This window comes from Aeribacillus pallidus (assembly GCF_050478865.1).
Taxonomy (GTDB): Bacteria; Bacillota; Bacilli; order Bacillales; family JACDOC01; genus JACDOC01.
The window spans coordinates 18,614-41,759 of record NZ_JBCNBW010000059.1 but is presented as its reverse complement, the minus strand read 5'-3'; the positions used below and the strand labels follow the sequence as shown (position 1 = coordinate 41,759).

Below are 23,146 nucleotides of genomic sequence, written 5' to 3'. Positions count from 1 at the left end.
AATCCTCACCTCAATAATTCAAAATGATAAGATATCGCGGATAATGCATATAACGGGGCCGTTTCACAACGAAGTATTCGTGGTCCTAAGCCTATGGGTAAAAAGCCTCTCTCTGTCAAAAGTTGTACTTCTTCATTATCTAATCCACCTTCAGGTCCGAACACTAGAAGTAATTTTTGGCCAAGTTTAATATCTTTTAGCACTTTCGCAAACTTTGAATCTTCCCCTTGACGACTACTTTCTTCATAGGCGATGAGTTTATAATCATAAGACGAACTGATTTCCAACAGCTCTTTAAATAAAACTGGAGAAGAGATAGTTGGCAAGGCGGTACGATGGGACTGTTCAGCAGCTTCCTTCGCGATTTTTTCCCATCGCTCCACTTTTTTTCGTCCTTTTTTCTCGTCCCATTTCACAATCGATCGTTTTGCTTGAAAGGGTAAAAACTTTGCGGCACCTAATTCGGTTCCTTTTTGAATAATCCACTCGAGCTTGTCACCTTTAGGCAAGCCAGGGGCAATCGTTACATCAACCGGCAGTTCTTTCTGCTCTTCTTCTAATTGTACAACGGATGCGATTACTTCTTCGTTTGTAATTTTTTCAATTTCGGCTAAACCGGCATGTCCATTCGTGAACACAACAAATATACGGTCATTTGGTTTCATTCGCATAACGCGAGCAATATGATGATAATCATCTCCATTAATCACAATATCAGCTTGTCCGTTGTACGCTATCGGTAGAAAATATCGCTGCACACCTTCACCTCTTCCACGCGAGCAGGTTGTTGTTACACCATTTTATCATTCAAGCCAAGACCGAACTAAAAACGAATGGCTTTCTATTCGTTCTAGTTCGGTCTCGTTGGTCCAACAACAACCTACCATTGATTAAAGTTTTTTTGCAATAAAAGCAACCCAATCTTCCATAATTAATGTTTCTTCAATTTCAAAGCCTGCCTTTTCAATGGCTTCTTTCACTTCTTGTTTTTTCTGCTGAATGATTCCTGAAGATATAAAATAGCCCCCTGGCTTTACCGTTTTTGCGACATCATCGGTAAAGCGTAAAATAACTTCGGCTAATATATTTGCTACAACAACGTCTACTTGTTCGTCAATTCCATCTAATAAATTGTTTTGCGAAACAGAGACGACGGACTGTACCTTGTTTAATTTTACATTTAATTTAGCCGCGGTAACGGCCACATCATCTAAATCTAACGCCATCACTCGTGAAGCTCCAAGTAACGCTGCAGCAATACTTAATACACCTGAACCAGTACCGACGTCAACCACTGAATCACCTTTTTTCACTGTTCGTTCAAGAGCTTGAATACACATGACCGTCGTTGGATGGGTACCTGTACCGAAGGCCATCCCAGGGTCTAATTCGATGATTAATTCATCACTGGAAACCGGCGTGTAGTCTTCCCAAGTCGGAACAATCGTAAATTTATTTGAAATTTTCACAGGGTTATAGTATTTTTTCCACGCCGTCGCCCATTCTTCTTCATTCACTTCGCTAATTTCTACCTTATTACGACCAATGTCGATATTAAACAAAACGAGATTATTAATCGCTTGCTTAATTTCTTCTACTGTTTCTCCTAAAAAACTATTGACTGGTAAATAAGCTTTAATAATGACACCTTCATCGGGATAATCTTCGGGATTGAGTTGGTAGATTTCCCCGAATTGATCTTCCCTTTCTTTATACAAATCGAATGGGTCTTCGATAACGACACCGCTTGCACCAGCTTCATGCAAAATATTCGAAATAGGCTCAATGGCCTCATTGGTTGTATGAATACTAATTTCTGACCATTTCATTTTCTACCAACTCCATTTCCCTAATTATTCTCCCTTAAAAGCGCGTTTTACTTTCGTAAAAAAGCTTTCTTGCTGTTCATCAGGTATACTGCCACTAATATCAGCAAACTCTCGCAACAATTGTTTCTGTTTTTCTGTTAGTTTGGTTGGTGTGATGATCTTAACAATGACATGTTGATCTCCTGTACCATAACCGCGGACGTTTGGTACCCCTTTTCCTCGTAAACGGAATTTCGTACCGGTTTGTGTACCTGCCGGAATTTTGAGCTTCACTTTACCATGTAACGTTGGTACTTCAATCTCATCTCCAAGAGCGGCTTGCGTGAATGTAATCGGCATTTCACAGTAAATGTCATCGCCGTCACGTTCAAAAAATTCATGTGGTCGCACATGGAACACTACATATAAGTCACCTGGCGGTCCTCCGTTGATACCTGGTTCACCTTGGCCAGCGACACGAAGCTGTTGCCCATCGTCAATGCCAGCCGGAATTTTGATGTTAATTTTACGACGTTTCTTCACTTTACCTGTTCCGCCACAAGTTGTACATTTCTCTTTAATTAGTTTACCCGTACCACTACAAAAGTGACATATGCGGCGGTTGACAATTTTTCCAAACGGCGTGTTTTGCTCTTGACTTAATTGCCCAGTACCATGGCAATGCGGACAAGTTTCTGGAGTTGTACCAGGTTTGGCTCCAGAACCGTGGCACGTATTACATGTTTCCTCTTTCGGAATTTGAATTTCGGTTTCTTTTCCGAACGCTGCTTCTTCAAACGATAGCGTCATTGTATATTGTAAATCAGCTCCTTGACGCGGAGCGTTCGGATCGCGGCGACGTCCGCCACCAAAGAATGTGTTAAAAATATCTTCAAAGCCGCCAAAACCGAAGTCACTGCTTCCACCACCGAAACCGCCAAACCCCCCTTGGTTCGGATCAGTATGTCCAAATTGATCGTAGTGAGCACGTTTTTGGTCATCACTTAATACTTCGTATGCTTCTTTAATTTCTTTAAACTTTTCCGCTGCATCAGGTTCTTTATTAATATCAGGGTGGTATTTTTTAGAGAGCTTTCGATAAGCTTTTTTAATTTCGTCCTTCGAAGCTGATTTACTAACTCCTAATACCTCATAATAATCCCTTTTACTCATAACACACACTCCCGGTTCCTTTCACATGAAGGTTATTTTATCATTTTAAACAAGTTTTCTGCAATACTTACACATGTTCCATGTCATAGAAAAAGCCAAAGCCAAGATGACCTGACTTTGACTTTTTCTCATTGTGGGATTATTATTTGTCTTCTTTTACTTCTTCGAATTCTGCATCTACGACATTGTCGTCGTTCTTTTTACCATCTTGGCCTTGATTCGCTTGTTGGGCTTGCGCTTGTTTTGCTGCTTCTTCATATAGTTTCACTGTTAAGTTTTGGACGATTTCTTGAAGCGCATTTTTCTTCTCGCGAATTTCATTGATGTCGTTTTTCTCAAGGGCCGCTTTTAACGCATCTTTTGCTTCTTGCGCTTTTTTCACTTCATTCTCATCTACTTTACCTTCAAGATCTTTTAACGTTTTATCTGTTGTGAAGACGAGTTGATCGGCCTCGTTACGAAGTTCAGCTTCTTCTTTACGCTTTTTGTCCGCTTCAGCGTTTTCTTCTGCTTCTTTAATCATGCGCTGGATTTCTTCCTCGGAAAGTCCAGAAGATGATTTGATGGTAATTTTTTGCTCTTTTCCTGTACCTAAGTCTTTCGCACTTACGTTTACAATACCGTTTTTGTCGATATCAAATGTAACCTCGATTTGTGGTACGCCACGAGGTGCTGGTGGAATATCCGTTAGCTGGAAGCGACCAAGCGTTTTGTTGTCTGCCGCCATTGGACGTTCCCCTTGAAGAACGTGAATATCAACTGCTGTTTGGTTATCAGCAGCAGTAGAGAAGATTTGAGATTTAGACGTTGGAATCGTTGTATTACGTTCAATTAATTTTGTAAATACACCACCCATTGTTTCAATACCTAAAGAAAGTGGTGTTACATCAAGAAGAACCACGTCTTTTACGTCTCCGCTAATAACGCCACCTTGAATCGCTGCCCCCATCGCAACTACTTCGTCTGGGTTAACCCCTTTATGTGGTTCTTTACCAATTTCTTTCTTAATGGCTTCTTGTACGGCAGGAATACGAGTAGATCCACCTACTAGAATGACTTTATCAATGTCAGCAGCTGTTAAGCCTGCATCTTGAAGTGCTTGGCGTACAGGACCCATTGTACGTTCTACTAAATGAGCAGATAACTCTTCGAATTTCGCACGTGTTAATGTCACTTCTAAGTGGAGTGGACCTGCTTCTCCAGCAGTAATAAACGGTAAAGAGATTTGTGTAGATGTTACACCAGAAAGTTCTTTCTTCGCTTTTTCAGCTGCATCTTTTAAGCGTTGTAACGCCATTTTGTCTTTGGATAAGTCAATGCCGTGTTCTTTTTTGAACTCTTCTACTAAATAGTCAATAATCACTTGGTCGAAATCGTCCCCACCGAGGCGGTTGTCACCAGCTGTAGAGCGTACTTCGAATACACCGTCACCAAGTTCAAGAATGGACACGTCAAACGTACCGCCACCTAAGTCGTAAACAAGAATCGTTTGGTCTTCTTCCATTTTATCGAGACCATAAGCAAGTGCAGCTGCAGTTGGCTCGTTAATAATACGCTCTACTTCAAGACCAGCGATTCGACCTGCATCTTTTGTTGCTTGACGTTCTGCATCGTTAAAGTATGCAGGTACAGTAATAACCGCTTTCGTAACTTTTTCACCTAAATAATCTTCCGCATAAGATTTTAAATATTGAAGAATCATTGCAGAAATTTCTTGTGGGGTATATTCTTTATCCTCTATTTTTACTTTATAATCAGTACCCATATGACGTTTAATGGAGATAATCGTATTAGGGTTTGTAATCGCTTGACGCTTTGCAACTTCCCCGATTAAGCGTTCGCCGTTTTTGAACGCAACTACAGAAGGAGTTGTACGGTTACCTTCTGGGTTTGGAATGACTTTTGCTTCACCGCCTTCAAGGACAGCGACACATGAGTTTGTTGTACCTAAGTCAATACCAATAATTTTGCTCATGTCTTGTTACCTCCTCTTTGTTTAATATGTATTATTGATTCACTTTTACCATTGAAGGTCGAATGACGCGATCTTTCAGTTTATATCCTTTTTGAAGTTCTTCTACTACGACATTCGAGTCGACTCCTTCTTCGTTAGCTTGCATAACTGCTTGATGAAGGTGTGGATCAAACGGTTGACCAACGGCTTCAATTGGTTCCACCCCTTCTTTTTTCAACGCTTCAAGCAAGCTTCGATACACCATCTCCATTCCTTGGAGCAAGGACTTCGTTTGTTCATTAGATGGTTCCATTTGTAGAGCCCGTTCGAAATTGTCAATAGCAGGTAATAAATCAGAAATAAGTGATTGCGCCCGATATTTTTCAGCCGCCTCTTTTTCTAAATTTGTTCGGCGACGGAAATTGTCAAAATCTGCACGTAAGCGTAAATAACGGTTTTCCGCTTCTTCTAAAGCTTTCTCTAATGACGCAATTTTCTCTTTTGCTTCCTCAAGTGTTAACTCTTCTTCTTTACTTGAGTTTTCATTATTTTCGTCAAAAATAGGTTCAATTGTTTCCTGTTCTTCAGCTTGTGGATTTTGTTCCACTTGCTCTGTTTCTTCCATTGTTGTTTCCTGTTGGTTTACCTTTTCTGACATTCCGATTCACCTCCTTAACATCGTGACAACATTCACCATTGTAACACATTAACGTGAAACTTCCATCCGTGGGGGGCTTACCGCCCGTTAAGGCGGGATAAAATGAAACTTCCATCCGTGGAGGTTCCTACCCCTCGGATGGTTAGTTGAACAAATGAATCTTCTACCAAGAAATCAGCCATTCTTTTCGTCTGACTCCTCATCTATAAACACTATTTCCATAATTACTAGTCATGATACAACTTCGTTAATGTACTTGTTAAATCATTGCTTAAAAACTGTAATAAACTGATAACACGTGAATACTCCATTCGAGTCGGACCGAGAATTGCAATCGTTCCCATTTGATCAGAACCAACGGAATAAGTAGCGGTAATCAAACTACAGTTTTCCATAGCTGAGTTTTTATTTTCTTTTCCAATTTTCACGTTAATTCCTTTTGATTTGCTGCGAACTAATTCATAAATTCCTTCTTCATGCTCAATCATATCCATTAGTTTTCGAATTTTTTGAATGTCATGAAACTCCGGTTGATTGAGCATATTTGTTTTTCCTCCGAAGAACATCTTTTCATTCGTTGAAACATTCAAGGCTTCGGCTATGGTGTGAAGAATTAAATCGTAATGCTCAATATGATTACGAAGCACAAGCGCAATTTCACTATATATTTTATCCTTTAAATCGGTTAACGACACACCAACAAGTCGTTCATTTAAAATGTTTACGAGCTTTTCGATATCATTAACTTCAATATTTGGCGGTAGGGTGAACATTCGATTTTCTACATGTCCTTTGTCCGTGACAATAATTGCAATGGCAGTTTCTTTATTTAATGGAACGATTTGAAGTCTTTTCAACTTATTTTCACGGACAGCCGGCCCAAGCACAATAGCGGTATAATTTGTTAACTCAGATAAAATTTTGGCCGACTTTTGAACAACTTTTTCCATCTCGTAAATTCGTTCAGCAAAAATAGAACGAATGGTAGAAATGTCTTTCGCATTCAATTTTTGAGGCGATAAAAGATGGTCAACATAGAATCGATAGCCCTTCTGTGAAGGAATTCGTCCCGATGATGTATGTGTTTTTTCAATCAGCCCTAATTCCTCTAAATCCGCCATTTCATTACGAATGGTTGCAGAACTGAATGAGATTTCTTCTTTTTTAGAAAGACTTCTCGATCCTACTGGTTGAGCCGAACGGATAAAATCATCAATGATGACCTGTAGAATGAGAAGTTGTCGATCAGTCAACATAGATCATCACCTCTGTTAGCACTCTAATATAACGAGTGCTAAATCTATTAATAAAGTATCAAAATGCCTATCTGATGTCAACGGTTTAAATTTCGCCTAAAAAAGATTGAAATACGACGTTCCCTAACAGTTTTCCTTCTTTTGTTAAGCGAATCGTATCTTGCACCACTTCGATCAACTCTTTTTGAATTAACTCTTCTATAACATGAGAAAAACAGTCTAATGGACTAACCCCATACCTTTCGGTAAAACGTGCAATAGATACTCCTTTGGTTTTCCTTAACCCTAAAAACATTTCTTCTTCCATCTGTTCTTTTTTTGTCACATGATGCTCCGTATAGATGGGAAATTTTCTTTGTTCAAGGGGTGCCATATATTTTTTTAGCGGTCCATAGTTCGAACGGCGCACTCCCTGTACATAACTATGGGCACCGGCTCCTGCCCCGAAATACTCTTCGTTATTCCAATACACCAGGTTATGCTGACTTTCAAAACCAGGACGTGCGAAGTTACTAATTTCATATTGATAAATGCCGTTTTTATCCATTTCCTCCATTAACCATTCGTACATTCGCGCTTCTGTCTCTTCAGGCGGAAGAGCGAGTTTTCCTTTTTGTATTAAATTATAAAAAATCGTCTTCGGTTCAATAATTAACGAATATGCCGAATAATGAGGAAGTTCTAAGCTTAAGGCCGTTTGTAAAGTCTGTTGAAAATCATTCAATGTTTGCTCCGGCAAGCTATAAATTAAATCAATACTAATATTGTCAAACCCGACATTTTTGGCTTTTTCAATAGAGGTAAATACGTCATGTGGCGTATGAGTACGGCCGATTTTCTTCAGCATTTCTTCGTTAAACGATTGGACACCCAAGCTAATACGGTTGACACCGTATTCTTTTAATACTCGCAATTTACTTTCTGATAAGTCTCCTGGATTAGCTTCAAAAGTAAATTCCCCATTCGAATAAGGCAATATATCACGAATGGATTGACAAAAAAATGCAAGCTGCTTTTCGTTTAAGGAAGTAGGCGTTCCTCCCCCAACAAAAATCGTTTGTATTTCATTCGGTTGATAGGTTTCCATTAAAAGTGATAATTCTGTTCGCATGGATGACAAATACTCGTCCACCGGCTGTTTTTTTAAAAACACTTTATTAAAATCGCAATAATAGCAAATATGTTCACAAAACGGAATATGAAGATAAATCGATTTTGGCATGTAATTTCACAACCTTTACGTTAAGTAGAGAAAAGGGAGTCAGCTGGAAAATTCCCACTAACCCCCTTTTGTGTTCTATTTTTTCTGATTGTTGTTATCGTCCATTTTCAATACAGCCATAAATGCTTCTTGAGGTACTTCCACGGAACCGATTTGTTTCATACGCTTTTTACCTTCTTTTTGCTTTTCAAGAAGCTTTCTTTTCCGGGATACATCTCCACCATAACATTTCGCTAATACGTTTTTACGCATCGCTTTAATCGTTGACCGCGCAACGATTTTGTTCCCGATGGCTGCTTGTACAGGTACTTCGAATTGTTGACGCGGAATTAATTCTTTTAATTTTTCTACAATCACTTTTCCACGTTCGTATGCAAAGTCACGATGAACGATAAAGCTTAACGCATCCACTTTATCGCCGTTTAATAATATGTCCATCTTCACGAGTTTGGATGGCTTATAACCAATTAATTCATAATCGAATGAAGCATACCCTTTCGTACTCGATTTTAGTTGATCAAAGAAGTCATAAACGATTTCAGCAAGCGGAATTTCGTACGTAATATTAACACGAGTTTCATCTAAATATTGCATGTCAATGAAATGGCCTCGTTTTCCTTGGCACAGTTCCATTACAGCCCCAACATAATCGTTTGGTACCATCATAGACGCTTTTACATAAGGCTCTTCGACTCGGTCGATTTTTTGTGGGTCCGGCATATTTGATGGGTTGTCCACGTCAATGACCGTACCATCGGTTAAATGCACTTTATAAATAACGCTCGGTGCTGTCGTAATTAAGTCGATTTTAAATTCACGCTCAATACGTTCTTGAATAATTTCCATATGAAGTAACCCTAAAAATCCGCAGCGGAAGCCGAAACCAAGTGCTTGGGACGTTTCTGGCTCAAATTGGAGCGCAGAGTCATTTAATTGCAGTTTTTCTAACGCTTCCCGAAGGTCGTTAAATTTTGCCGAGTCAACCGGATACATACCGCAATACACCATTGGGTTTAACTTCCGGTAACCAGGTAGCGGTTCGCTTGCTGGGTTTTTCGCACTTGTAATCGTATCACCTACGCGCGTATCGCTTACATTTTTGATAGAAGCTGTTAAATACCCAACGTCACCAACTGTTAATTCATCGCGTAATTCCGCTTTCGGTGTAAAGACCCCTACTTCCGTTACTTCAAATTCTTTTCCTGTTGCCATCATTTTGATTTTGTCGCCTACTTTTACCGTACCGTCCACTACGCGAATGTAGGCAACGACGCCGCGATACGAATCATACAAGGAGTCGAAAATGAGCGCCTTTAACGGAGCATCCGGGTCTCCTGTTGGTGCTGGTATTTTTTCTACGATTTGCTCTAAAATTTCATCAATACCGATACCAGCTTTTGCGGAAGCTAAAACCGCTTCGGATGCGTCCAATCCAATCACGTCTTCAATCTCTTTACGAACTCGCTCTGGTTCAGCCGCTGGTAAATCAATTTTATTAATAACAGGTAAAATTTCAAGGTCATTATCAATAGCCAAGTACACGTTCGCTAACGTTTGGGCTTCGATTCCTTGAGCCGCGTCCACGACTAAAATAGCTCCTTCACATGCGGCTAAACTTCTGGACACTTCGTAAGTAAAATCGACGTGACCAGGCGTATCAATTAAATGGAAAATGTATTCTTCTCCATCTTTTGCTTTATATTTTAATTGGACCGCATTCAATTTAATCGTAATTCCGCGTTCCCGTTCTAAATCCATGGAATCTAGTAACTGATCTTTCATTTCGCGTGCGGATAAAGCGTTCGTCCGTTCTAAAATTCTGTCAGCTAGCGTTGATTTTCCATGGTCAATATGGGCAATAATAGAAAAATTGCGGATTCTCGATTGTCTTTTTAATTTCTCTTCTCGATTCATACTGTTCACTCCTGTTATTGGACACATGTACACTATTTCAGATTATAGCAACACATGGTTGAAGATTCAATCATTTGTCTAACAACTATTTTTGTCTTTTTAGCGGTCTTTCTGATTACGCTTTCGGACACTCTAAAACCTAATTCCAACACATTTTCCAAACTTCCGGTCACTTTCTCGAATGGTTAGAGAAGTTTTTCGTAAGATGTGGCCACTTGCATTTAACGAACGGATTTTTTTGTCTCCTTCCTTTTCTACGTAAAGTTTCTTTTCCCATGGACAAGCTTCCTTTACTTTCGCTTTTAATTTGAACTAATTGGCCCTGTTTTCGGACATTCGCCGTTAAATTCGGGACAAATTTTACAACTAACAAAAAAGAGCACCTGAAAAGATGCTCATAAATGTTATATAAGTGACGAAATCCATTGAATAAGGGATTGAAAGATGGCTGTTACCATTTCGGCAAACGCTTTGCCAATTGAAGAAAAGAAATTATAGGTTTCTGTTTCTTCTAGCTTTTTCCTTTTTTCCTCAAGGTCAAATTGAGTAACTTCATTTCCGAGAAAGGCCGCTTCCACTTTACCGTCTTCCAGCTCTTGCCAATAAACAGGAGTGGTAAACGTTTCGTCTTCATATCCTTTCATCTCCAACATTCCTTTATTCGCTTGCTGCATGCCAACGAGGATACCAATAAAGAAAAAGCAGATCCATACGAACATTTTCAACGTAAATTTCACCATGATCCATCTTCCTTTTCCTTAATTCTCCGAAGTTGAAGAAGTATTTGACGCATTCACTTGTTCCGCTTGCCAGTAAAATTCAGCAAACACTTCCGCGAACACTTTCGCTGTTCGATTTAATTCTTCGAACGAATTATCCACTCCACCAAATTCAATCAAAATGGAATTGCTCGATAAATCTTGATTAAACTTACCATTCGTTTCTTTTCCTTGCTTTAAAATAACCCCGCGAGATAACCCTTTATATTTTTTATCAATTAAATGGTGCAATTTCTTTGCTAGCTCAGCATTTTTCTCATAATTTGGGTGCTCAGCCCCAATCACAAAAGCTAATTTAGCATAACTTTCACCATTAATTGTAATGGTCGTTTTCTCCTTCCGCTGACTATCGCGATGAATATCAATAAAATATTGTAAATCTCGATTCGTTTGCATTGCTTGTTGAACAATATTTCGTGATTCTTGATACGCAAACCCATACGTAAGGCCTTTATGGTTTAACCTAGCCACAATATCCTCTTTCTCCACGTACGTCCCGATTCCAAGGGCTTCTAATTCTTGTTCGAGCCTGTCCCCTATTTTTGTGACATTAATTTGGGAGTGATACGCTAAATCGGGATCTTTGACGCCTTTTAAATACGGTAAAAACGATTCACGCGTATGAGTAAAATAAATATAAATTCGATTCTTCCCATCACTAACAATTGGTGAAGGTGACGACTGTGTGTCTGTACCATCGATATTTTGCAAAGGAGCTTCATTTTTCGGATCAAATGTTTCTGGGGGAGGCATTGATTCGATAGGCATATTCGTATAATCTGTTCCCAAACCAGCTACAATAATTTCCCCGTCGTATATTGCAAAACCAGGAAGCTCCCTTCCTAAAAAGCTTCTCGGATCTTTAACCCGAATGTTTGTGGCAAAATTAAACATCGCTTCGGTCAACGACGGCCATTCTTGCTGTACATTAGTAGAAAGAAGAAACATGCGGTTTTCTAAAGAGAATAAACGAAAAAAGGTCGCACTAGACATTTGTTCTGTCGCCCGGTTGACCGATTGAGACGACGGTCGAAATTCTGGTTTTAATGAAGTTAAGATTCCGCTAAAGGTAAGAAGGGATACTAATATAAAAAGAACGAGCATCATTCCTTTGACAATGGTCGACAGCTGAATCAAATAGGCGTTACCTGATATTTTATTTAGTTTCATCGTTCCACCCTTCCTTCGTAATCTATTACAACGTATGAATTTAATAGGAAAAGTAGAACGATGAGTTTTGCATTTTGGACGTTACCTTGTTTTAAACCCAGTATTCGCTTGATTCACCGCTTCATGAAGGGCTGCATTTAATCCATTGGCAATAATATTTGCCATATCTTCAATAAACATATCTACCTCTTTCGGTGTTACCATTAAATTGTGACCAATAGGGGCCAATACTTCATGAATTAATTGACGTTTTTCCTCTTCAGTCAATGTGCCAATCATTCCAAGATACGTCTTTCGTTCTTTATCACCAGGTAAATCTTCTTCGGTTAATTTTTGTTTTTTTCCAAACGTCAACCCTGCAGGAGCAAGCGCTCTTGACGGACGGTTTCCTTCTTTCATTTCCCGACCGAAATGTTTTAATAAAAAGTCAATCGTATCACTCGTAATCGTAACAGCATCAACTACCGTTGGAACACCGATCGCAATAACGGGTACTCCTAACGTTTGTTCGCTAAGTTCTTTTCTTTTATTTCCAACCCCTGACCCTGGGTGAATCCCAGTATCCGAAATTTGAATCGTAGCATTTACCCGTTCAAGGGAACGTGATGCTAAGGCGTCGACAGCAATTACAAAATCAGGTTTTACTTTCTCAACAACTCCATGAATTATGTCGCTCGTTTCAATTCCCGTTAAGCCCATGACTCCAGGTGCAATGGCACTCACCGGTCGGTACCCTTCTTGAACAGTTTCAGCATGCAAGCGAAATAAATGATGGGTCACCAATACATTTTCACAGACAAGCGGTCCAAGCGAATCAGGTGTAACGTTCCAGTTTCCAAGACCAACTATTAAACAGTGATCGGTTGGTTTGATTCCTTTACGCTTTAAAAAGGCGGAAAATTCTTGCGCAAAAATGGACTCGACTTTTTGTTGGACTTCGTTATTTTGCTGACGAACCGCTTGGGCTTCTATTGTTAAATAATGGCCCGCCTTTTTCCCGATGCTTTTAGCCCCTTCTTCGGTAATTTCGACATGCGATATGGTGATTCCATCCGTTTCCTTTTCTTTAACGATGACCCCTTGAATATCGGAAATTTGTTCGGTTTTCTCTTCATGTTTGGTTCTTTCAGCTAACACCATTTCCCGGGCTTCCACCGCTAAGTCCGTACGTACCGTATACTGACGAAGATCTTCTTTCTGTGTCATGGTACTTCCCTCCTCATCATGTCATTCACTAGAAATATTGTTACCTTTATCCAATTAAAACATTCACCATACCCTCTTTTTCGTGGAAGAGTATTGCAATCTATTCATTCGTTTGATAGAATAACTTTTGTTCTTAAAATGTTTAGGAATTGTGAAATCGAGTGAAATAGAATCTCGATGGTAGTGTAGGAGGTGAACGGGATGCCAAACATTAAATCTGCAATCAAGCGTGTGAAAACTAGCCAAAAGCGTAACGCTCACAACTCTGCTATGAAATCTGCTATGCGTACTGCTGTGAAAAAATTCGAGGCAGCTGTTGCTAACGGAGACAGCAACGCAAAAGAATTGCTTGCTGCTGCAGTGAAGCACTTAGATAAAGCAGCATCTAGAGGTCTTATCCATAAAAACGCTGCAAACCGTAAAAAAGCTCGCTTAATGAAAAAATTCCATTCTGTAAACGCGTAATGCGAAAAAAACGATCCATTTTTACGGATCGTTTTTTTATTCATTTCGCTGCAGGCGGACGCTTTCCGCGAGCAAGCCGCAAGCCGCTTCCCTCGCTACGCTCAAGTAAGGGTCTTGCGGCTTCTTGTTCCCGCTGGAGTCGCCGCCTTTCGCTTCAAAGAACAACTCGCTTAAAATCAACAATAAAATATAACATAGCCTTTTTATAAGTAAAACACACCTGGTAAAACAGGTGTGTTTTACTTTTTAGCCGTTTTGCAATTGAAAGAAAAAGAGCTCAATGGCCAATTCCTTGGCCACATACCCCGATTTGATTCGAAAATCGGCTTCTGCAAGCAAATTCATATACTTCATCAATTCTTCGTCCGAAAAACCTTTTGCTTGTCCTAGTGCTAACTTTACACGAAATGGATGAACCTTTAAATGACTAGCGATCTGTTGTTGGCTATACCCTCTTCGTGCTAACTCTTTCGACTGGTAAATTAACCGAAACTGACTTGCTAATAAGGCGAGTATCTTTAACGGATCTTCATTTTGTTTCAATAAGTCGTAATAGACGGCTAATGCTTGATCGACTTGCCGCTTAATGACTTGGTCAATTAAAGAAAAGACATTTTGTTCTAACGACTTCGAAGCTAACCGTTGCACGACCTCCACCGTAATCGGATGCTGTCCTTTTACGTACAAGCACATTTTGTCGATCTCGCTTGCCAATAAAAGCATATTTGTTCCAGAATAAATAAGGAGCTGTTCGATGGCTTCAGGTTCAATCGTACATTCGTGTTCTTCTGCCCTCAGGCGAATCCAACGTTTCAATTCTTGTTCGTTTAGCTTTTTGGCTTCTAAAACGACGGCATGTTTTTTCAATATTTTCGTAAGTTTTTTCCGTTCATCGAGCTTTTCGTAAGGTGCAGCAATGAATAAAATCGTGTATGGGGCCGGCTGTTGAATATAGGTCTCAAACGGTTTTAATTGGTGCTCTACTTTTCCTTTCCCTTTTTCTCCTGTTAAAAAAAAGGGATCGTTTAATATCACTACTTTTCGTTCGCCAAAAAATGGAAGCGTTTCCGCATCTTCCATAGCAACTTCGACAGGTGTTTCCGAACAATCGTATGTAGAGACGTTCATTTCCACTTCTTCGTCGTTCATTGCATTACGAATTAAACGCTCTTTTGTTTCATTCATAAAAAACATTTCCGTACCGTATACTAAATAAATAGGAGCAAACTGCTTTTTTTTCATGTCATTCCAAACTTCAGTAAACAATGTTCTTCTCCCCACTTTAAAAGGATCTACATCCATCGTAAAAAAACGAACGTTTTTTCGCAAGTATAAAAGGGAATAGCTACGTAAAGAGCCATTCCCTAATCTATATGAACGTTGTTTAATAAGGCCTAGGACACTTATTAAACAACGGTTTCCCTGTATGAAATAGTGTATCTCGGGCGGATAAATATATAGATGTTAACTCTTGTCATCGTAGGAAATTGGGAGAGAGAGTATAGATTTTTTTTAAGGAATCGTCTATACTAAAAAGGAAATAGGAGGGGTAACAGTGAACGAATTTGAAAAAAATGTACAATCTAAACGTAATGACGCTGTCGATTCCGCTGTAGGATTTATCGTATCTTTCGGATTTTTTGCAACGATGTTTATTATCGCCACTGTTGTGAAAGTTTTGGGCTCTTAATGAAAGCAGAAAGGGAGTACGTTAGTTACTCCCTTTTTTCTTTTGGTTTATCTTATGGAATCATAACCGAAAACGTTCCTGGACCTTGCAGGTAAAATCGATACGTTATTGCACCATGTATATCCGTTCTCCAAACGGTGTTGCTATACATTTGTAACCGATGTAGAACCGACATATGCGGATGACCATATCGATTATTTTTTCCAACCAATATGATGGAAACGTTTGGTTTAATATCCCTTAGAAACGCTTCACTTGATGATGTATTGCTTCCATGATGCCCCACTTTTAATACATCAACTTGGAAATTCCATTCTTTTAGCAACGCTTCCTCCCCTTCTTGCTCTAAATCTCCGGTAAACAGCCATGTTTGCCCACCAACTAGGGCGTACAAGACAATCGAATCATTATTCCCACTATACTTCGAATCCATTGGGGATAATACAAAAAAATCTCCATATTTGGTGGACCAGCGAAATCCCTTTTGCACTTCTTGAACAGAAATCCCTTTCGCGATGGCTACATTCACTGCGTGAGCCATCGCCTCTTTTTTTGCTGCTCCTGGACTGATTAATATTTCTTCAACGTCCAACTCCTGTATCATAACGCGGGCTTCCCCTATATGGTCATAATCGCTATGAGTCAAAATGAGCTTATCTATAGACGTAATCCCTCTGCTTTTTAAAAACGGAAGGACGATATCGGTTCCGATCGAGAAAGGATCCTTTTGTTGACGCCACTCTTCTTTTGGAAAAGAAAAAGATCCACCCGTATCAATGACATACGTCCCCGACTGAAAAGGTAAGCGTATCACGATGCAATCACCTTGACCAACATCTAAAAAGACAATTTCCCCTATCGGATTCCACTTAGGAGCTATGAAAGAATACAGACTGAGGATGAACAAAGGAACGACACTTAACCACCATCTTTCGGTTTTCTCCATCCAATAAAACGTAAATATGAGGATGAAAAACAAAAACATGAGGATGACTGATGAAGGACGTCCTGTGACGATTTGGTGCCAGTCCCACTCAACACAAGCATTAACGATTTCATTCATGATTACAAATAACGGTTCCATTTGTTGTAGCAGAAAGACTATCAATGTTGGAAAGAGAAATGATAGTAAAAAACTGATGAGAAAGATAGGTAAAACGATAAACGTGTAGTATGGAACATAGATTAGGTTTAGTAATGGGCTAATAGCAGAAATTTCGTAAAAATGGTAGAGCAAAATGGGGGATGCACCTGTTTGAGCAAGAATGGATGGGAACAAGATGGACATCCAAAATGAAGTAGCAACTTTTTGGATTAAGCGAATTGAGAGGAGCAAAATGAACGTCACTCCATACGATAATTGAAAACCGATGTGAAAGAGAACATGTGGTTCAATTAAAAGGCTGATAATAAAACTTATACTACATCCATCAAGTGGTGATAGTCGCCTATTGAATCGTATGGAAAGCAAAATGGTACTAGTCATAATAACAGCTCGGAGCACAGATGGAGACCCTCCAGCGAGCACAGCATAAATAGGGAGAAAGCCAATAAGGAGATAAGTCGTCCTTTCTTTTGTCCAACCTATTCGGACGAATGTATAAAAGAGGCTCACAGTTAAAATACCTACATGCAAACCAGAAATAGCTAATAGATGAATAAGCCCTAGTTCTTGATACGCTTGTTCGAGATAAGGTGAAAGTTGATCTCTTTCACCAAAGATAAGAGCAAGTGCAATGGGGACCAAGTTCTCGGGAAAGGTTGACTGAATATGTTCCATTCCTTTCCAACGCCATTTTTTTAAAAAGTGACCCGATGAATCTTCACAGGTATAAAAAGAAGACACTTGTAACGTCCAATATATATGCCGTTGCTTTAAATAGTTAGGAAAATGAAAAGTATTTGGGTTTCTAGGAGGCATAGGTTTTTCTAATGATCCTTCGACCACACAGGTAACAAAAGGGGAAAACTGTTCTTTTTCTTCTTTTGAGGAAAACGTATAAGTAAGCCATAACCGTTCTTCGTTTTCAGTTTTCACTATCCCTGACAATCGATCTCCATCAATTGTGTATTCGTCTTCTATTTCGATGCGGAAAGTCGATTCCACCCCAGATAATTTGGTAGATTGAGCCGAATCGTGCCATTTACTATAGAGAAAAAAGGTAGTGGTAAAAAGTAAGCAGTAGATCCAAATGGTAGGTGAGCATTTATAAAGGAGGTAAAGGAAAAGGAGTCCTGAATAAAGAAAGGCACCCCAATGAAATGGAAGTGCCAGCACACATCCAGCTAAGCTAGCGAAAGCAAAAAACAACCATAATCCTTTCATCGTTGCTCCCGCTCCTTACCCATTCAATTGGGTAATCATTGAGTGAAAAATATCTTTTTTTAAAGGAACGTGTTGAACAACAACTCCTGCTTGTTCAAATAATTCAATGGCATACGGATTATTTTTATAATCATTCGCATAGTAAACCGCTTTAATACCTGCTTGAATAATCGCTTTACTGCATGGTAAACACGGAAAATGAGTAACGTACATTTCGGCACCTTCCGTCGGTACCCCAAATTTGGCACATTGTAAAATGGCGTTCATTTCAGCGTGAATGGTTCGAACGCAATGGTTGTCAACCACATAACACCCCACGTCGATACAATGTTCTCCATCTGCAATGGAACCATTATATCCCCCAGCAATAATTCGTTTTTCGCGAACAATGGTGGCTCCGACCGCTAACCGCGTACAAGTACTTCTCATGGCTAAAAGATGGCTTTGAGCCATGAAATATTGATCCCAAGAAATCCTCTCCATGTTCAATCTCCTTATCCTATTTTTTCTTTTTTTAGTGTATCCTTTGTCTTTTCCTCCGTCAAACACACTTAAGGAGCGGTAATTAATTCCTTAATTTGTTCAAAGGTTTGTTCACCAATGCCTGAAATATTTTTAATCTCATCAATGGAACGAAAAGGACCATGCTCTTCGCGATAAGCAATAATCGCTTCAGCTTTTTTTGCACCGATTCCCGGGAGTTGGGTTAATTGGGACGCATCAGCAAAATTCAAATTAATTTTTCTGTTACTGCTCTCTTGACTCTCCATACTGCCCCATATAGTTGGAACGTTGATAACCATTTCATCTGTCACTCTTAACGCCAAATTGACCTTTGACACATCCGCATCTTCTGTCATTCCACCCGCTCGTTCAATGACATGAAAGACTCGCTCTCCCTCATTTGCTTCATATACACCAGGCGAATGGACAGCACCTTTCACATCGACCATGAACACGTTTACTCCGGATGACTCCGGCTTTAGTTTGTTTTCTTCTAGTATCGTCTCCATCTCAGGGGGAACATGATGAAACTGTTTCCATCCAATACTTATCAAGACAAAAAGGACAACGACAACCGAGACGATTTTCACATATTTCTTGTTCCAGTGCCTTTCCATGATTTTCATCACCTCGAAAGCATAATTTGTCAATTTGATACATATGTTGTTATGAGAAGAACCGCATTGAAGGAGGGATGCAGATGAAATTAGGAATCATTGGTACAGGGACTATGGGCAGTATTTTGGTGGAATCATTCGTGGATGGAAAAGCCATTTCTCCTTCGCAACTGCTTCTTTACAATCGAACTGAGGAAAAAGCGCGTGCGCTTCAACACCGTATACCTGAAGTGAACGTTTGCCCTTCCAATAAAGAACTCATTCAACAAAGCGATTTAATTTTTATTTGTGTTAAACCACCTGATATATGTCCATTATTGGAAAAGTATCAATCCCAATTTCGAAGGGACCAATGCGTCGTATCCATCACTAGTCCTGTTAGTGTCAGTCAACTAGAAGCGAAAATACCTTGTTCGTGTGCCCGGGTCGTTCCGAGTATTACGAATCGGGCTTTAGCCGGTGTATCATTAGTCACATTTGGTGAAAATTGTTCTACCTTTTGGCGGGAAACTTTACTCGAATTGCTCTCGCATATTTCTATCCCATTCTTAATTGACCAACATATCACAAGAGTGTCTTCAGACATTGTTAGTTGTGGGCCGGCTTTCTTTAGTTTTTTACTACAGCAATTTGTGGAAGCTTCGGTAAAAGAAACGGCTATTGATCGAGAAACTGCAGTTCAACTAGCGGAGCATATGGTCGTTGGTCTAGGGGAATTGATAAAAAAAGGGTATTATTCTTTACCTACATTACAGGAAAAGGTATGTGTGAAAGGCGGTGTGACTGGGGAAGGTATAAAAGTTCTTGCAAAAGACAGTGAAGGAATGTTTGAACGTCTTTTTCAAGTCACTCATAAAAAATTTGAGGAAGATCTCGAATTGGTACAAAACCAGTTCGGTTGTTTATAACTATTCGACATGTTATTCTCTATTCCTTCTTCATGAATGATATTTCTTAAAAATCATTAACGATTAAAAAAACACCGAACCATTGTTGTTCGGTGTTACCTTTCTTTCTTTTGACAGATAAAAAATACTCGTTCCGTCGTGTCAGAAACTGGTTCAAACGATTCGTCAGCAACAATCGCTTCGATATGAAATCCCGCATGCTCCAACCATTTTTCATAGGTTAATGTCGAAAACGTTCGCTGTACGTGCACTTCATCAAACCGTTCGTATAACCCAGTGGCTTCATCTAGCACAAAAAAAGTTAACTCGTGTTCAACACTGTTAGGGGCTTCACCAGGGAAACAATTCCAAATATACGATATTTTATCTCCGTTCCATGTAAACGATTCGTTCATAAAAATTTGCATAATTTTATAAATCGAATGAACGTCAAAAATAAACCATCCGTTCAGTTTTAAATGGCGATAGACATGTTGGAACGTTTGTTGCACATCTTGTTCGGTCGCTAAATAATTTATCGAATCGCAAAAAATTGTTATCACATCATACGTTCCTAATCCGTCCAGTTCTCGCATATCTTGCTGAAAAAGCGGTAACGTTATACCGAATTTTGCTGCTTTTTCCTGGGCTACGATGAGCATATCCTCCGATAAATCTACTCCAGTGACGTTCCAACCTTCTTTGACTAGACGAATGGCTAACTCCCCACTGCCACACCCTACATCTAATAAATCCCGTCCGGGTATGTCGTACCGTTGTGTTACTTGTTGGACAAGCTTTACCCATTGATCGTACGGAACGTCTTTCATCAATTCGTCATATATATAGGCAAAACGTCGATAGGTCATAAGTTCAGCTCACTTTTCACATCTTCAATAGGGGCATCTCCCCATAAACGTTCAAGGTTGTAATAACCTCGCTCATCTTTATGGAAGACATGAACAATCACATCTCCTATGTCCACTAATACCCATTTTGCTTCATCGAATCCTTCTAGTCGTTTAACCGTATATCCTTTTTCTTCCACTTTGTCTTTTATTTCTCTTGCAATGGCTTGAACTTGTTTATCTGAATTTCCGTGACAAATGACGAAATAATCCGTTAACAAGGAAATGCCTTTCATATTCAGTACGACGATATCTTCCGCTTTTTTATCATCCGCTGCATTCACTGCAGTTAACAATAATTGTCGGTCGTTTTTCATTTCGTATCCCCTTTCTTCATGATGATATCATTATACGTTTCAAACGTATCGGGAAAAATCGGCTGATTTTGCCGCATTAAAAACGTAATCGTATTTCGAAGAGCGAAAATCATTGCTTCATCTAAATTATGACGAGCGATTTCCCTAGCCTCTTCCACTCCTGGGAAACGTCGCCCCGGCTCAATATAATCTGCTAAATAAACGACTTTTTCAAGTAACGTCATGCCTAACCGACCAGTTGTATGGTAGCGGATAGCCGACAATACTTCTTCATCCGTGATCCCTACTTCCTGTTGAACTAAATAAGCTCCAACGGGAGCATGCCACAATTCATGATGAAACTGAAGTAAGCGAGCATCCATCTGTTGGTTAATAATTATTTGTTTCATTTCCTCTTTATTGCGAAATTTTGCATAGTCGTGAAAAATGGCTGCTAGTTCCGCTTTTTTCACATCCGCACCATACCGTTCAGCTAATTGTATTGCTGTTTCCATCACACCGAGAGTATGTTCGTATCGATTTTCAGTTAGTTGCTCTTTCACAATGGATAGCGCCTTATTTCGCTCCATACAACCGATGCTCCTTTATATACTGGTTTACTTCGTCAGGCAAAAAATATTTTACCGTTTGACCGTGTCGAAGTCGGTTACGTATTTCTGACGAAGAAATTCCGATTTCAGGTATTTCAATGGTGATAAGGGGATAAGGACACCTTGAAGAGGAATAGTTTGGTCGATTAACACCAACAAATTGAACTAATGAAACTAATTCCTCGATGCGATGCCATTGGGTTAAATGTTCAACCGAATCCCCTCCAATAATGAAATAAAAGTCGTTTTCCGGTTCTCTTTCTTTCAGTTGAACGATTGTATCATAGGTATACGACTTGCCACCCCGTTCTATTTCCAATAATTCTAAAGAAAATTGAGGATGGTGTTTAATGGCAAGCTGTACCATTTGTACTCGTTGGTCATTCGTCACACCATTAGCTTTTTCTTTATGAGGGGGCGTATGGTTAGGCATAAACCGTACTTCGTGCAACTTTAAGTGATTTAGCACTTCATTGGCTACGATTAAATGCCCAATATGAGGGGGGTCAAATGTTCCGCCAAATATGCCAATTCGCTTACTCATTGTATTTCCTTTCATCATGTTGGTAATTCGATTTGTTTATTTTCTTTTGACTCTTTATATAAAACGATCGTATTACCGATAACTTGAACTAATTCAGCTTGTGCTCCTAGAGCTAATTCATGAGCTACATCATGCTTATCTTCTTCGCAGTTTTGTAGGACGCTTACTTTAATTAATTCCCGAGCTTCTAACGCATCGGCGATTTGTTTTATCATATTTTCATTTACTCCACCTTTCCCTACTTGAAAAATGGGATTTAAATGGTGGGCTTTAGAACGTAAAAAACGCTTCTGTTTACCTGTTAACATGTTCATCCTCCTAATTGTTGAATCACGATTGATTTCATACGTTTAATGTTTGGTATTTTTCCTGTCCATAACTGAAAGGCAAGTGCTCCCTGATAAACAAACATCCCGACACCATTTTGAGTGGCCAACCCATTTTTCGCCCCTTCTTGTAAAAACTTCGTTTGCAACGGGTTGTAGACAATATCAGATAAAAACGTTTGTTTGGTTACCCGCTCTAAGGATATAGGAAGTGCATCCTGCTGCGGATACATCCCGATGGATGTCGTTTGGACAATCACTGTGTAGTCCGCTAAGTTCTTTTCTGCTTCATGAATCGAATAAGCGGATGATTGCACCGGAAACGGACAGGCCATAATAAGTTTTTCCGCTTTTTCAATCGTCCGGTTCGCCAAATCGATTTGGAGAGGTCGTTCCTTTGCTAAAGTGTAATAAATCGCCCGGGCAGCGCCACCTGCTCCGATAATTAAAATTTTTTCATTCGTTAATTCTGAACGATAATCTTCTTTTAATGCTTGAACAAACCCAACTCCATCCGTGTTGTACCCAACAAAACGTTCTCCATCCCGAACAACGGTATTGACTGCCCCAATCGCTTCTGCTAAAGGATCAATATCGTCCAAAATATTCATAATTGCAGTTTTGTGCGGAATCGTTACATTGAAGCCTTGAACGCCTAATGCTTTCATGCCCATGACGGCTTCTTTTAAATGTTCTTTTTTCACATGAAAAGGATGATAATACGCATCCAACCCCATCTGTTGAAACTGATCATTGTGCATGAGCGGAGACATGGAATGACGAATGGGATCGCCAATGACTCCGTACAATAATGTCAACTGAACCACCTCTC

General features: G+C 39.6%; 24 protein-coding genes. 3 read left to right on the top strand and 21 right to left on the bottom strand.

Going from position 1 to position 23,146, the window contains the following annotated elements; genetic code table 11:
* Window positions 1-5: 5 nt before the first annotated feature.
* From ABES52_RS12900 to gpr, 11 genes are all read right to left on the bottom strand, one after another.
* A complete protein-coding gene (locus ABES52_RS12900; protein ID WP_429651586.1) occupies window positions 6-758 on the bottom strand; it encodes a 16S rRNA (uracil(1498)-N(3))-methyltransferase in 753 nt (250 codons plus the stop codon).
* 132 nt (window positions 759-890) lie between these two features.
* Window positions 891-1,829, bottom strand: coding sequence for a 50S ribosomal protein L11 methyltransferase (gene prmA, locus ABES52_RS12895; protein ID WP_429651585.1), 939 nt, complete (start codon window positions 1,827-1,829; stop codon window positions 891-893).
* 24 nt (window positions 1,830-1,853) lie between these two features.
* Window positions 1,854-2,981, bottom strand: a complete 1,128-nt coding sequence (gene dnaJ / locus ABES52_RS12890) for a molecular chaperone DnaJ (RefSeq protein ID WP_429651584.1) — start codon at window positions 2,979-2,981, stop codon at window positions 1,854-1,856.
* 142 nt (window positions 2,982-3,123) lie between these two features.
* Entirely contained in the window at window positions 3,124-4,956 is a 1,833-nt protein-coding gene (dnaK, locus tag ABES52_RS12885) for a molecular chaperone DnaK (RefSeq protein ID WP_429651583.1), read from the bottom strand.
* 31 nt (window positions 4,957-4,987) lie between these two features.
* Complete coding sequence (gene grpE, locus ABES52_RS12880; RefSeq protein ID WP_429651582.1) at window positions 4,988-5,593, bottom strand: nucleotide exchange factor GrpE; 606 nt, start codon at window positions 5,591-5,593, stop codon at window positions 4,988-4,990.
* Between the two features lie 227 nt (window positions 5,594-5,820).
* A complete protein-coding gene (gene hrcA / locus ABES52_RS12875) occupies window positions 5,821-6,849 on the bottom strand; it encodes a heat-inducible transcriptional repressor HrcA (protein ID WP_429651581.1) in 1,029 nt (342 codons plus the stop codon).
* A gap of 85 nt (window positions 6,850-6,934) precedes the next feature.
* Window positions 6,935-8,071, bottom strand: a complete 1,137-nt coding sequence (gene hemW / locus ABES52_RS12870; RefSeq protein ID WP_429651580.1) for a radical SAM family heme chaperone HemW — start codon at window positions 8,069-8,071, stop codon at window positions 6,935-6,937.
* A 75-nt stretch (window positions 8,072-8,146) separates the two neighbouring features.
* The gene (gene lepA / locus ABES52_RS12865; RefSeq protein WP_429651579.1) at window positions 8,147-9,985 is read right to left on the bottom strand and encodes a translation elongation factor 4; all 1,839 of its coding nucleotides are present in this window, start codon (window positions 9,983-9,985) and stop codon (window positions 8,147-8,149) included.
* Window positions 9,986-10,389: 404 nt separating this feature from the next.
* Window positions 10,390-10,725, bottom strand: a complete 336-nt coding sequence (locus ABES52_RS12860) for a DUF3679 domain-containing protein (protein ID WP_429651578.1) — start codon at window positions 10,723-10,725, stop codon at window positions 10,390-10,392.
* Between the two features lie 18 nt (window positions 10,726-10,743).
* A complete protein-coding gene (spoIIP, locus tag ABES52_RS12855) occupies window positions 10,744-11,934 on the bottom strand; it encodes a stage II sporulation protein P (protein WP_429651577.1) in 1,191 nt (396 codons plus the stop codon).
* 81 nt (window positions 11,935-12,015) lie between these two features.
* Window positions 12,016-13,140: a GPR endopeptidase gene (gpr, locus tag ABES52_RS12850; RefSeq protein ID WP_429651576.1), complete on the bottom strand. Its 1,125-nt coding sequence runs from the start codon at window positions 13,138-13,140 to the stop codon at window positions 12,016-12,018.
* 201 nt (window positions 13,141-13,341) lie between these two features.
* Here gpr and rpsT point away from each other — a divergent pair, with 201 nt between their 5' ends.
* Window positions 13,342-13,605 (top strand): 30S ribosomal protein S20, encoded by a 264-nt coding sequence (gene rpsT, locus ABES52_RS12845; RefSeq protein ID WP_429651575.1) that lies wholly within the window; start codon window positions 13,342-13,344, stop codon window positions 13,603-13,605.
* Between the two features lie 246 nt (window positions 13,606-13,851).
* Here rpsT and holA read toward each other — a convergent pair whose 3' ends face one another.
* A complete protein-coding gene (gene holA, locus ABES52_RS12840) occupies window positions 13,852-14,871 on the bottom strand; it encodes a DNA polymerase III subunit delta (RefSeq protein WP_429651574.1) in 1,020 nt (339 codons plus the stop codon).
* Between the two features lie 289 nt (window positions 14,872-15,160).
* Here holA and ABES52_RS12835 point away from each other — a divergent pair, with 289 nt between their 5' ends.
* The gene (locus ABES52_RS12835; protein WP_429651573.1) at window positions 15,161-15,295 is read left to right on the top strand and encodes a YqzM family protein; all 135 of its coding nucleotides are present in this window, start codon (window positions 15,161-15,163) and stop codon (window positions 15,293-15,295) included.
* Window positions 15,296-15,347: 52 nt separating this feature from the next.
* On the opposite strand, the gene ABES52_RS12830 is transcribed toward ABES52_RS12835, so the two are convergent.
* The 3 genes from ABES52_RS12830 to ABES52_RS12820 form a co-directional block, all read right to left on the bottom strand.
* The gene (locus tag ABES52_RS12830; protein ID WP_429651572.1) at window positions 15,348-17,621 is read right to left on the bottom strand and encodes a DNA internalization-related competence protein ComEC/Rec2; all 2,274 of its coding nucleotides are present in this window, start codon (window positions 17,619-17,621) and stop codon (window positions 15,348-15,350) included.
* A 15-nt stretch (window positions 17,622-17,636) separates the two neighbouring features.
* The gene (locus tag ABES52_RS12825; RefSeq protein ID WP_429651570.1) at window positions 17,637-18,104 is read right to left on the bottom strand and encodes a ComE operon protein 2; all 468 of its coding nucleotides are present in this window, start codon (window positions 18,102-18,104) and stop codon (window positions 17,637-17,639) included.
* Between the two features lie 68 nt (window positions 18,105-18,172).
* Window positions 18,173-18,742, bottom strand: coding sequence for a helix-hairpin-helix domain-containing protein (locus ABES52_RS12820; protein ID WP_429651568.1), 570 nt, complete (start codon window positions 18,740-18,742; stop codon window positions 18,173-18,175).
* 83 nt (window positions 18,743-18,825) lie between these two features.
* Here ABES52_RS12820 and comER point away from each other — a divergent pair, with 83 nt between their 5' ends.
* A complete protein-coding gene (comER, locus tag ABES52_RS12815) occupies window positions 18,826-19,650 on the top strand; it encodes a late competence protein ComER (protein ID WP_429651566.1) in 825 nt (274 codons plus the stop codon).
* A 95-nt stretch (window positions 19,651-19,745) separates the two neighbouring features.
* Here comER and ABES52_RS12810 read toward each other — a convergent pair whose 3' ends face one another.
* From ABES52_RS12810 to aroE, 6 genes are read right to left on the bottom strand one after another with little or no spacing between them, the layout of a single operon-like run.
* Window positions 19,746-20,498 carry a class I SAM-dependent DNA methyltransferase gene (locus ABES52_RS12810; protein WP_429651564.1) on the bottom strand — a complete coding sequence of 251 codons (753 nt, stop codon included), beginning with the start codon at window positions 20,496-20,498 and terminating at the stop codon, window positions 19,746-19,748.
* Complete coding sequence (gene rsfS / locus ABES52_RS12805) at window positions 20,495-20,854, bottom strand: ribosome silencing factor (RefSeq protein WP_429651562.1); 360 nt, start codon at window positions 20,852-20,854, stop codon at window positions 20,495-20,497. Before rsfS ends, ABES52_RS12810 begins: the two co-directional genes overlap by 4 nt.
* Window positions 20,851-21,423: a bis(5'-nucleosyl)-tetraphosphatase (symmetrical) YqeK gene (gene yqeK, locus ABES52_RS12800; RefSeq protein ID WP_429651560.1), complete on the bottom strand. Its 573-nt coding sequence runs from the start codon at window positions 21,421-21,423 to the stop codon at window positions 20,851-20,853. Before yqeK ends, rsfS begins: the two co-directional genes overlap by 4 nt.
* Complete coding sequence (locus ABES52_RS12795) at window positions 21,410-21,988, bottom strand: nicotinate-nucleotide adenylyltransferase (RefSeq protein WP_429651558.1); 579 nt, start codon at window positions 21,986-21,988, stop codon at window positions 21,410-21,412. The genes yqeK and ABES52_RS12795 overlap by 14 nt, the downstream gene beginning before the upstream one ends.
* A gap of 14 nt (window positions 21,989-22,002) precedes the next feature.
* On the bottom strand, window positions 22,003-22,296 hold the full coding sequence (gene yhbY / locus ABES52_RS12790; protein ID WP_429651556.1) for a ribosome assembly RNA-binding protein YhbY: 294 nt from the start codon (window positions 22,294-22,296) through the stop codon (window positions 22,003-22,005).
* A 2-nt stretch (window positions 22,297-22,298) separates the two neighbouring features.
* Window positions 22,299-23,132, bottom strand: a complete 834-nt coding sequence (gene aroE / locus ABES52_RS12785; RefSeq protein WP_429651554.1) for a shikimate dehydrogenase — start codon at window positions 23,130-23,132, stop codon at window positions 22,299-22,301.
* Window positions 23,133-23,146: the final 14 nt, after the last annotated feature.

Bases quoted from the DNA above. Each gene is read 5' to 3' on its own strand.
- ABES52_RS12810 (WP_429651564.1), bottom strand. From the start codon at position 20,498: ATGACCTATCGACGTTTTGCCTATATATATGACGAATTGATGAAAGAC.
- ABES52_RS12795 (WP_429651558.1), bottom strand. From the start codon at position 21,988: ATGAGTAAGCGAATTGGCATATTTGGCGGAACATTTGACCCCCCTCAT.
- ABES52_RS12830 (WP_429651572.1), bottom strand. From the start codon at position 17,621: ATGAAAGGATTATGGTTGTTTTTTGCTTTCGCTAGCTTAGCTGGATGT.
- ABES52_RS12820 (WP_429651568.1), bottom strand. From the start codon at position 18,742: ATGGAAAGGCACTGGAACAAGAAATATGTGAAAATCGTCTCGGTTGTC.
- prmA (WP_429651585.1), bottom strand. From the start codon at position 1,829: ATGAAATGGTCAGAAATTAGTATTCATACAACCAATGAGGCCATTGAG.
- spoIIP (WP_429651577.1), bottom strand. From the start codon at position 11,934: ATGAAACTAAATAAAATATCAGGTAACGCCTATTTGATTCAGCTGTCG.
- comER (WP_429651566.1), top strand. From the start codon at position 18,826: ATGAAATTAGGAATCATTGGTACAGGGACTATGGGCAGTATTTTGGTG.
- gpr (WP_429651576.1), bottom strand. From the start codon at position 13,140: ATGACACAGAAAGAAGATCTTCGTCAGTATACGGTACGTACGGACTTA.
- dnaJ (WP_429651584.1), bottom strand. From the start codon at position 2,981: ATGAGTAAAAGGGATTATTATGAGGTATTAGGAGTTAGTAAATCAGCT.
- rpsT (WP_429651575.1), top strand. From the start codon at position 13,342: ATGCCAAACATTAAATCTGCAATCAAGCGTGTGAAAACTAGCCAAAAG.
- ABES52_RS12860 (WP_429651578.1), bottom strand. From the start codon at position 10,725: ATGGTGAAATTTACGTTGAAAATGTTCGTATGGATCTGCTTTTTCTTT.
- grpE (WP_429651582.1), bottom strand. From the start codon at position 5,593: ATGTCAGAAAAGGTAAACCAACAGGAAACAACAATGGAAGAAACAGAG.
- lepA (WP_429651579.1), bottom strand. From the start codon at position 9,985: ATGAATCGAGAAGAGAAATTAAAAAGACAATCGAGAATCCGCAATTTT.
- rsfS (WP_429651562.1), bottom strand. From the start codon at position 20,854: ATGAAAAACGACCGACAATTATTGTTAACTGCAGTGAATGCAGCGGAT.
- hrcA (WP_429651581.1), bottom strand. From the start codon at position 6,849: ATGTTGACTGATCGACAACTTCTCATTCTACAGGTCATCATTGATGAT.
- ABES52_RS12825 (WP_429651570.1), bottom strand. From the start codon at position 18,104: ATGGAGAGGATTTCTTGGGATCAATATTTCATGGCTCAAAGCCATCTT.
- dnaK (WP_429651583.1), bottom strand. From the start codon at position 4,956: ATGAGCAAAATTATTGGTATTGACTTAGGTACAACAAACTCATGTGTC.
- yqeK (WP_429651560.1), bottom strand. From the start codon at position 21,423: ATGGAGCGAAATAAGGCGCTATCCATTGTGAAAGAGCAACTAACTGAA.
- hemW (WP_429651580.1), bottom strand. From the start codon at position 8,071: ATGCCAAAATCGATTTATCTTCATATTCCGTTTTGTGAACATATTTGC.
- yhbY (WP_429651556.1), bottom strand. From the start codon at position 22,296: ATGTTAACAGGTAAACAGAAGCGTTTTTTACGTTCTAAAGCCCACCAT.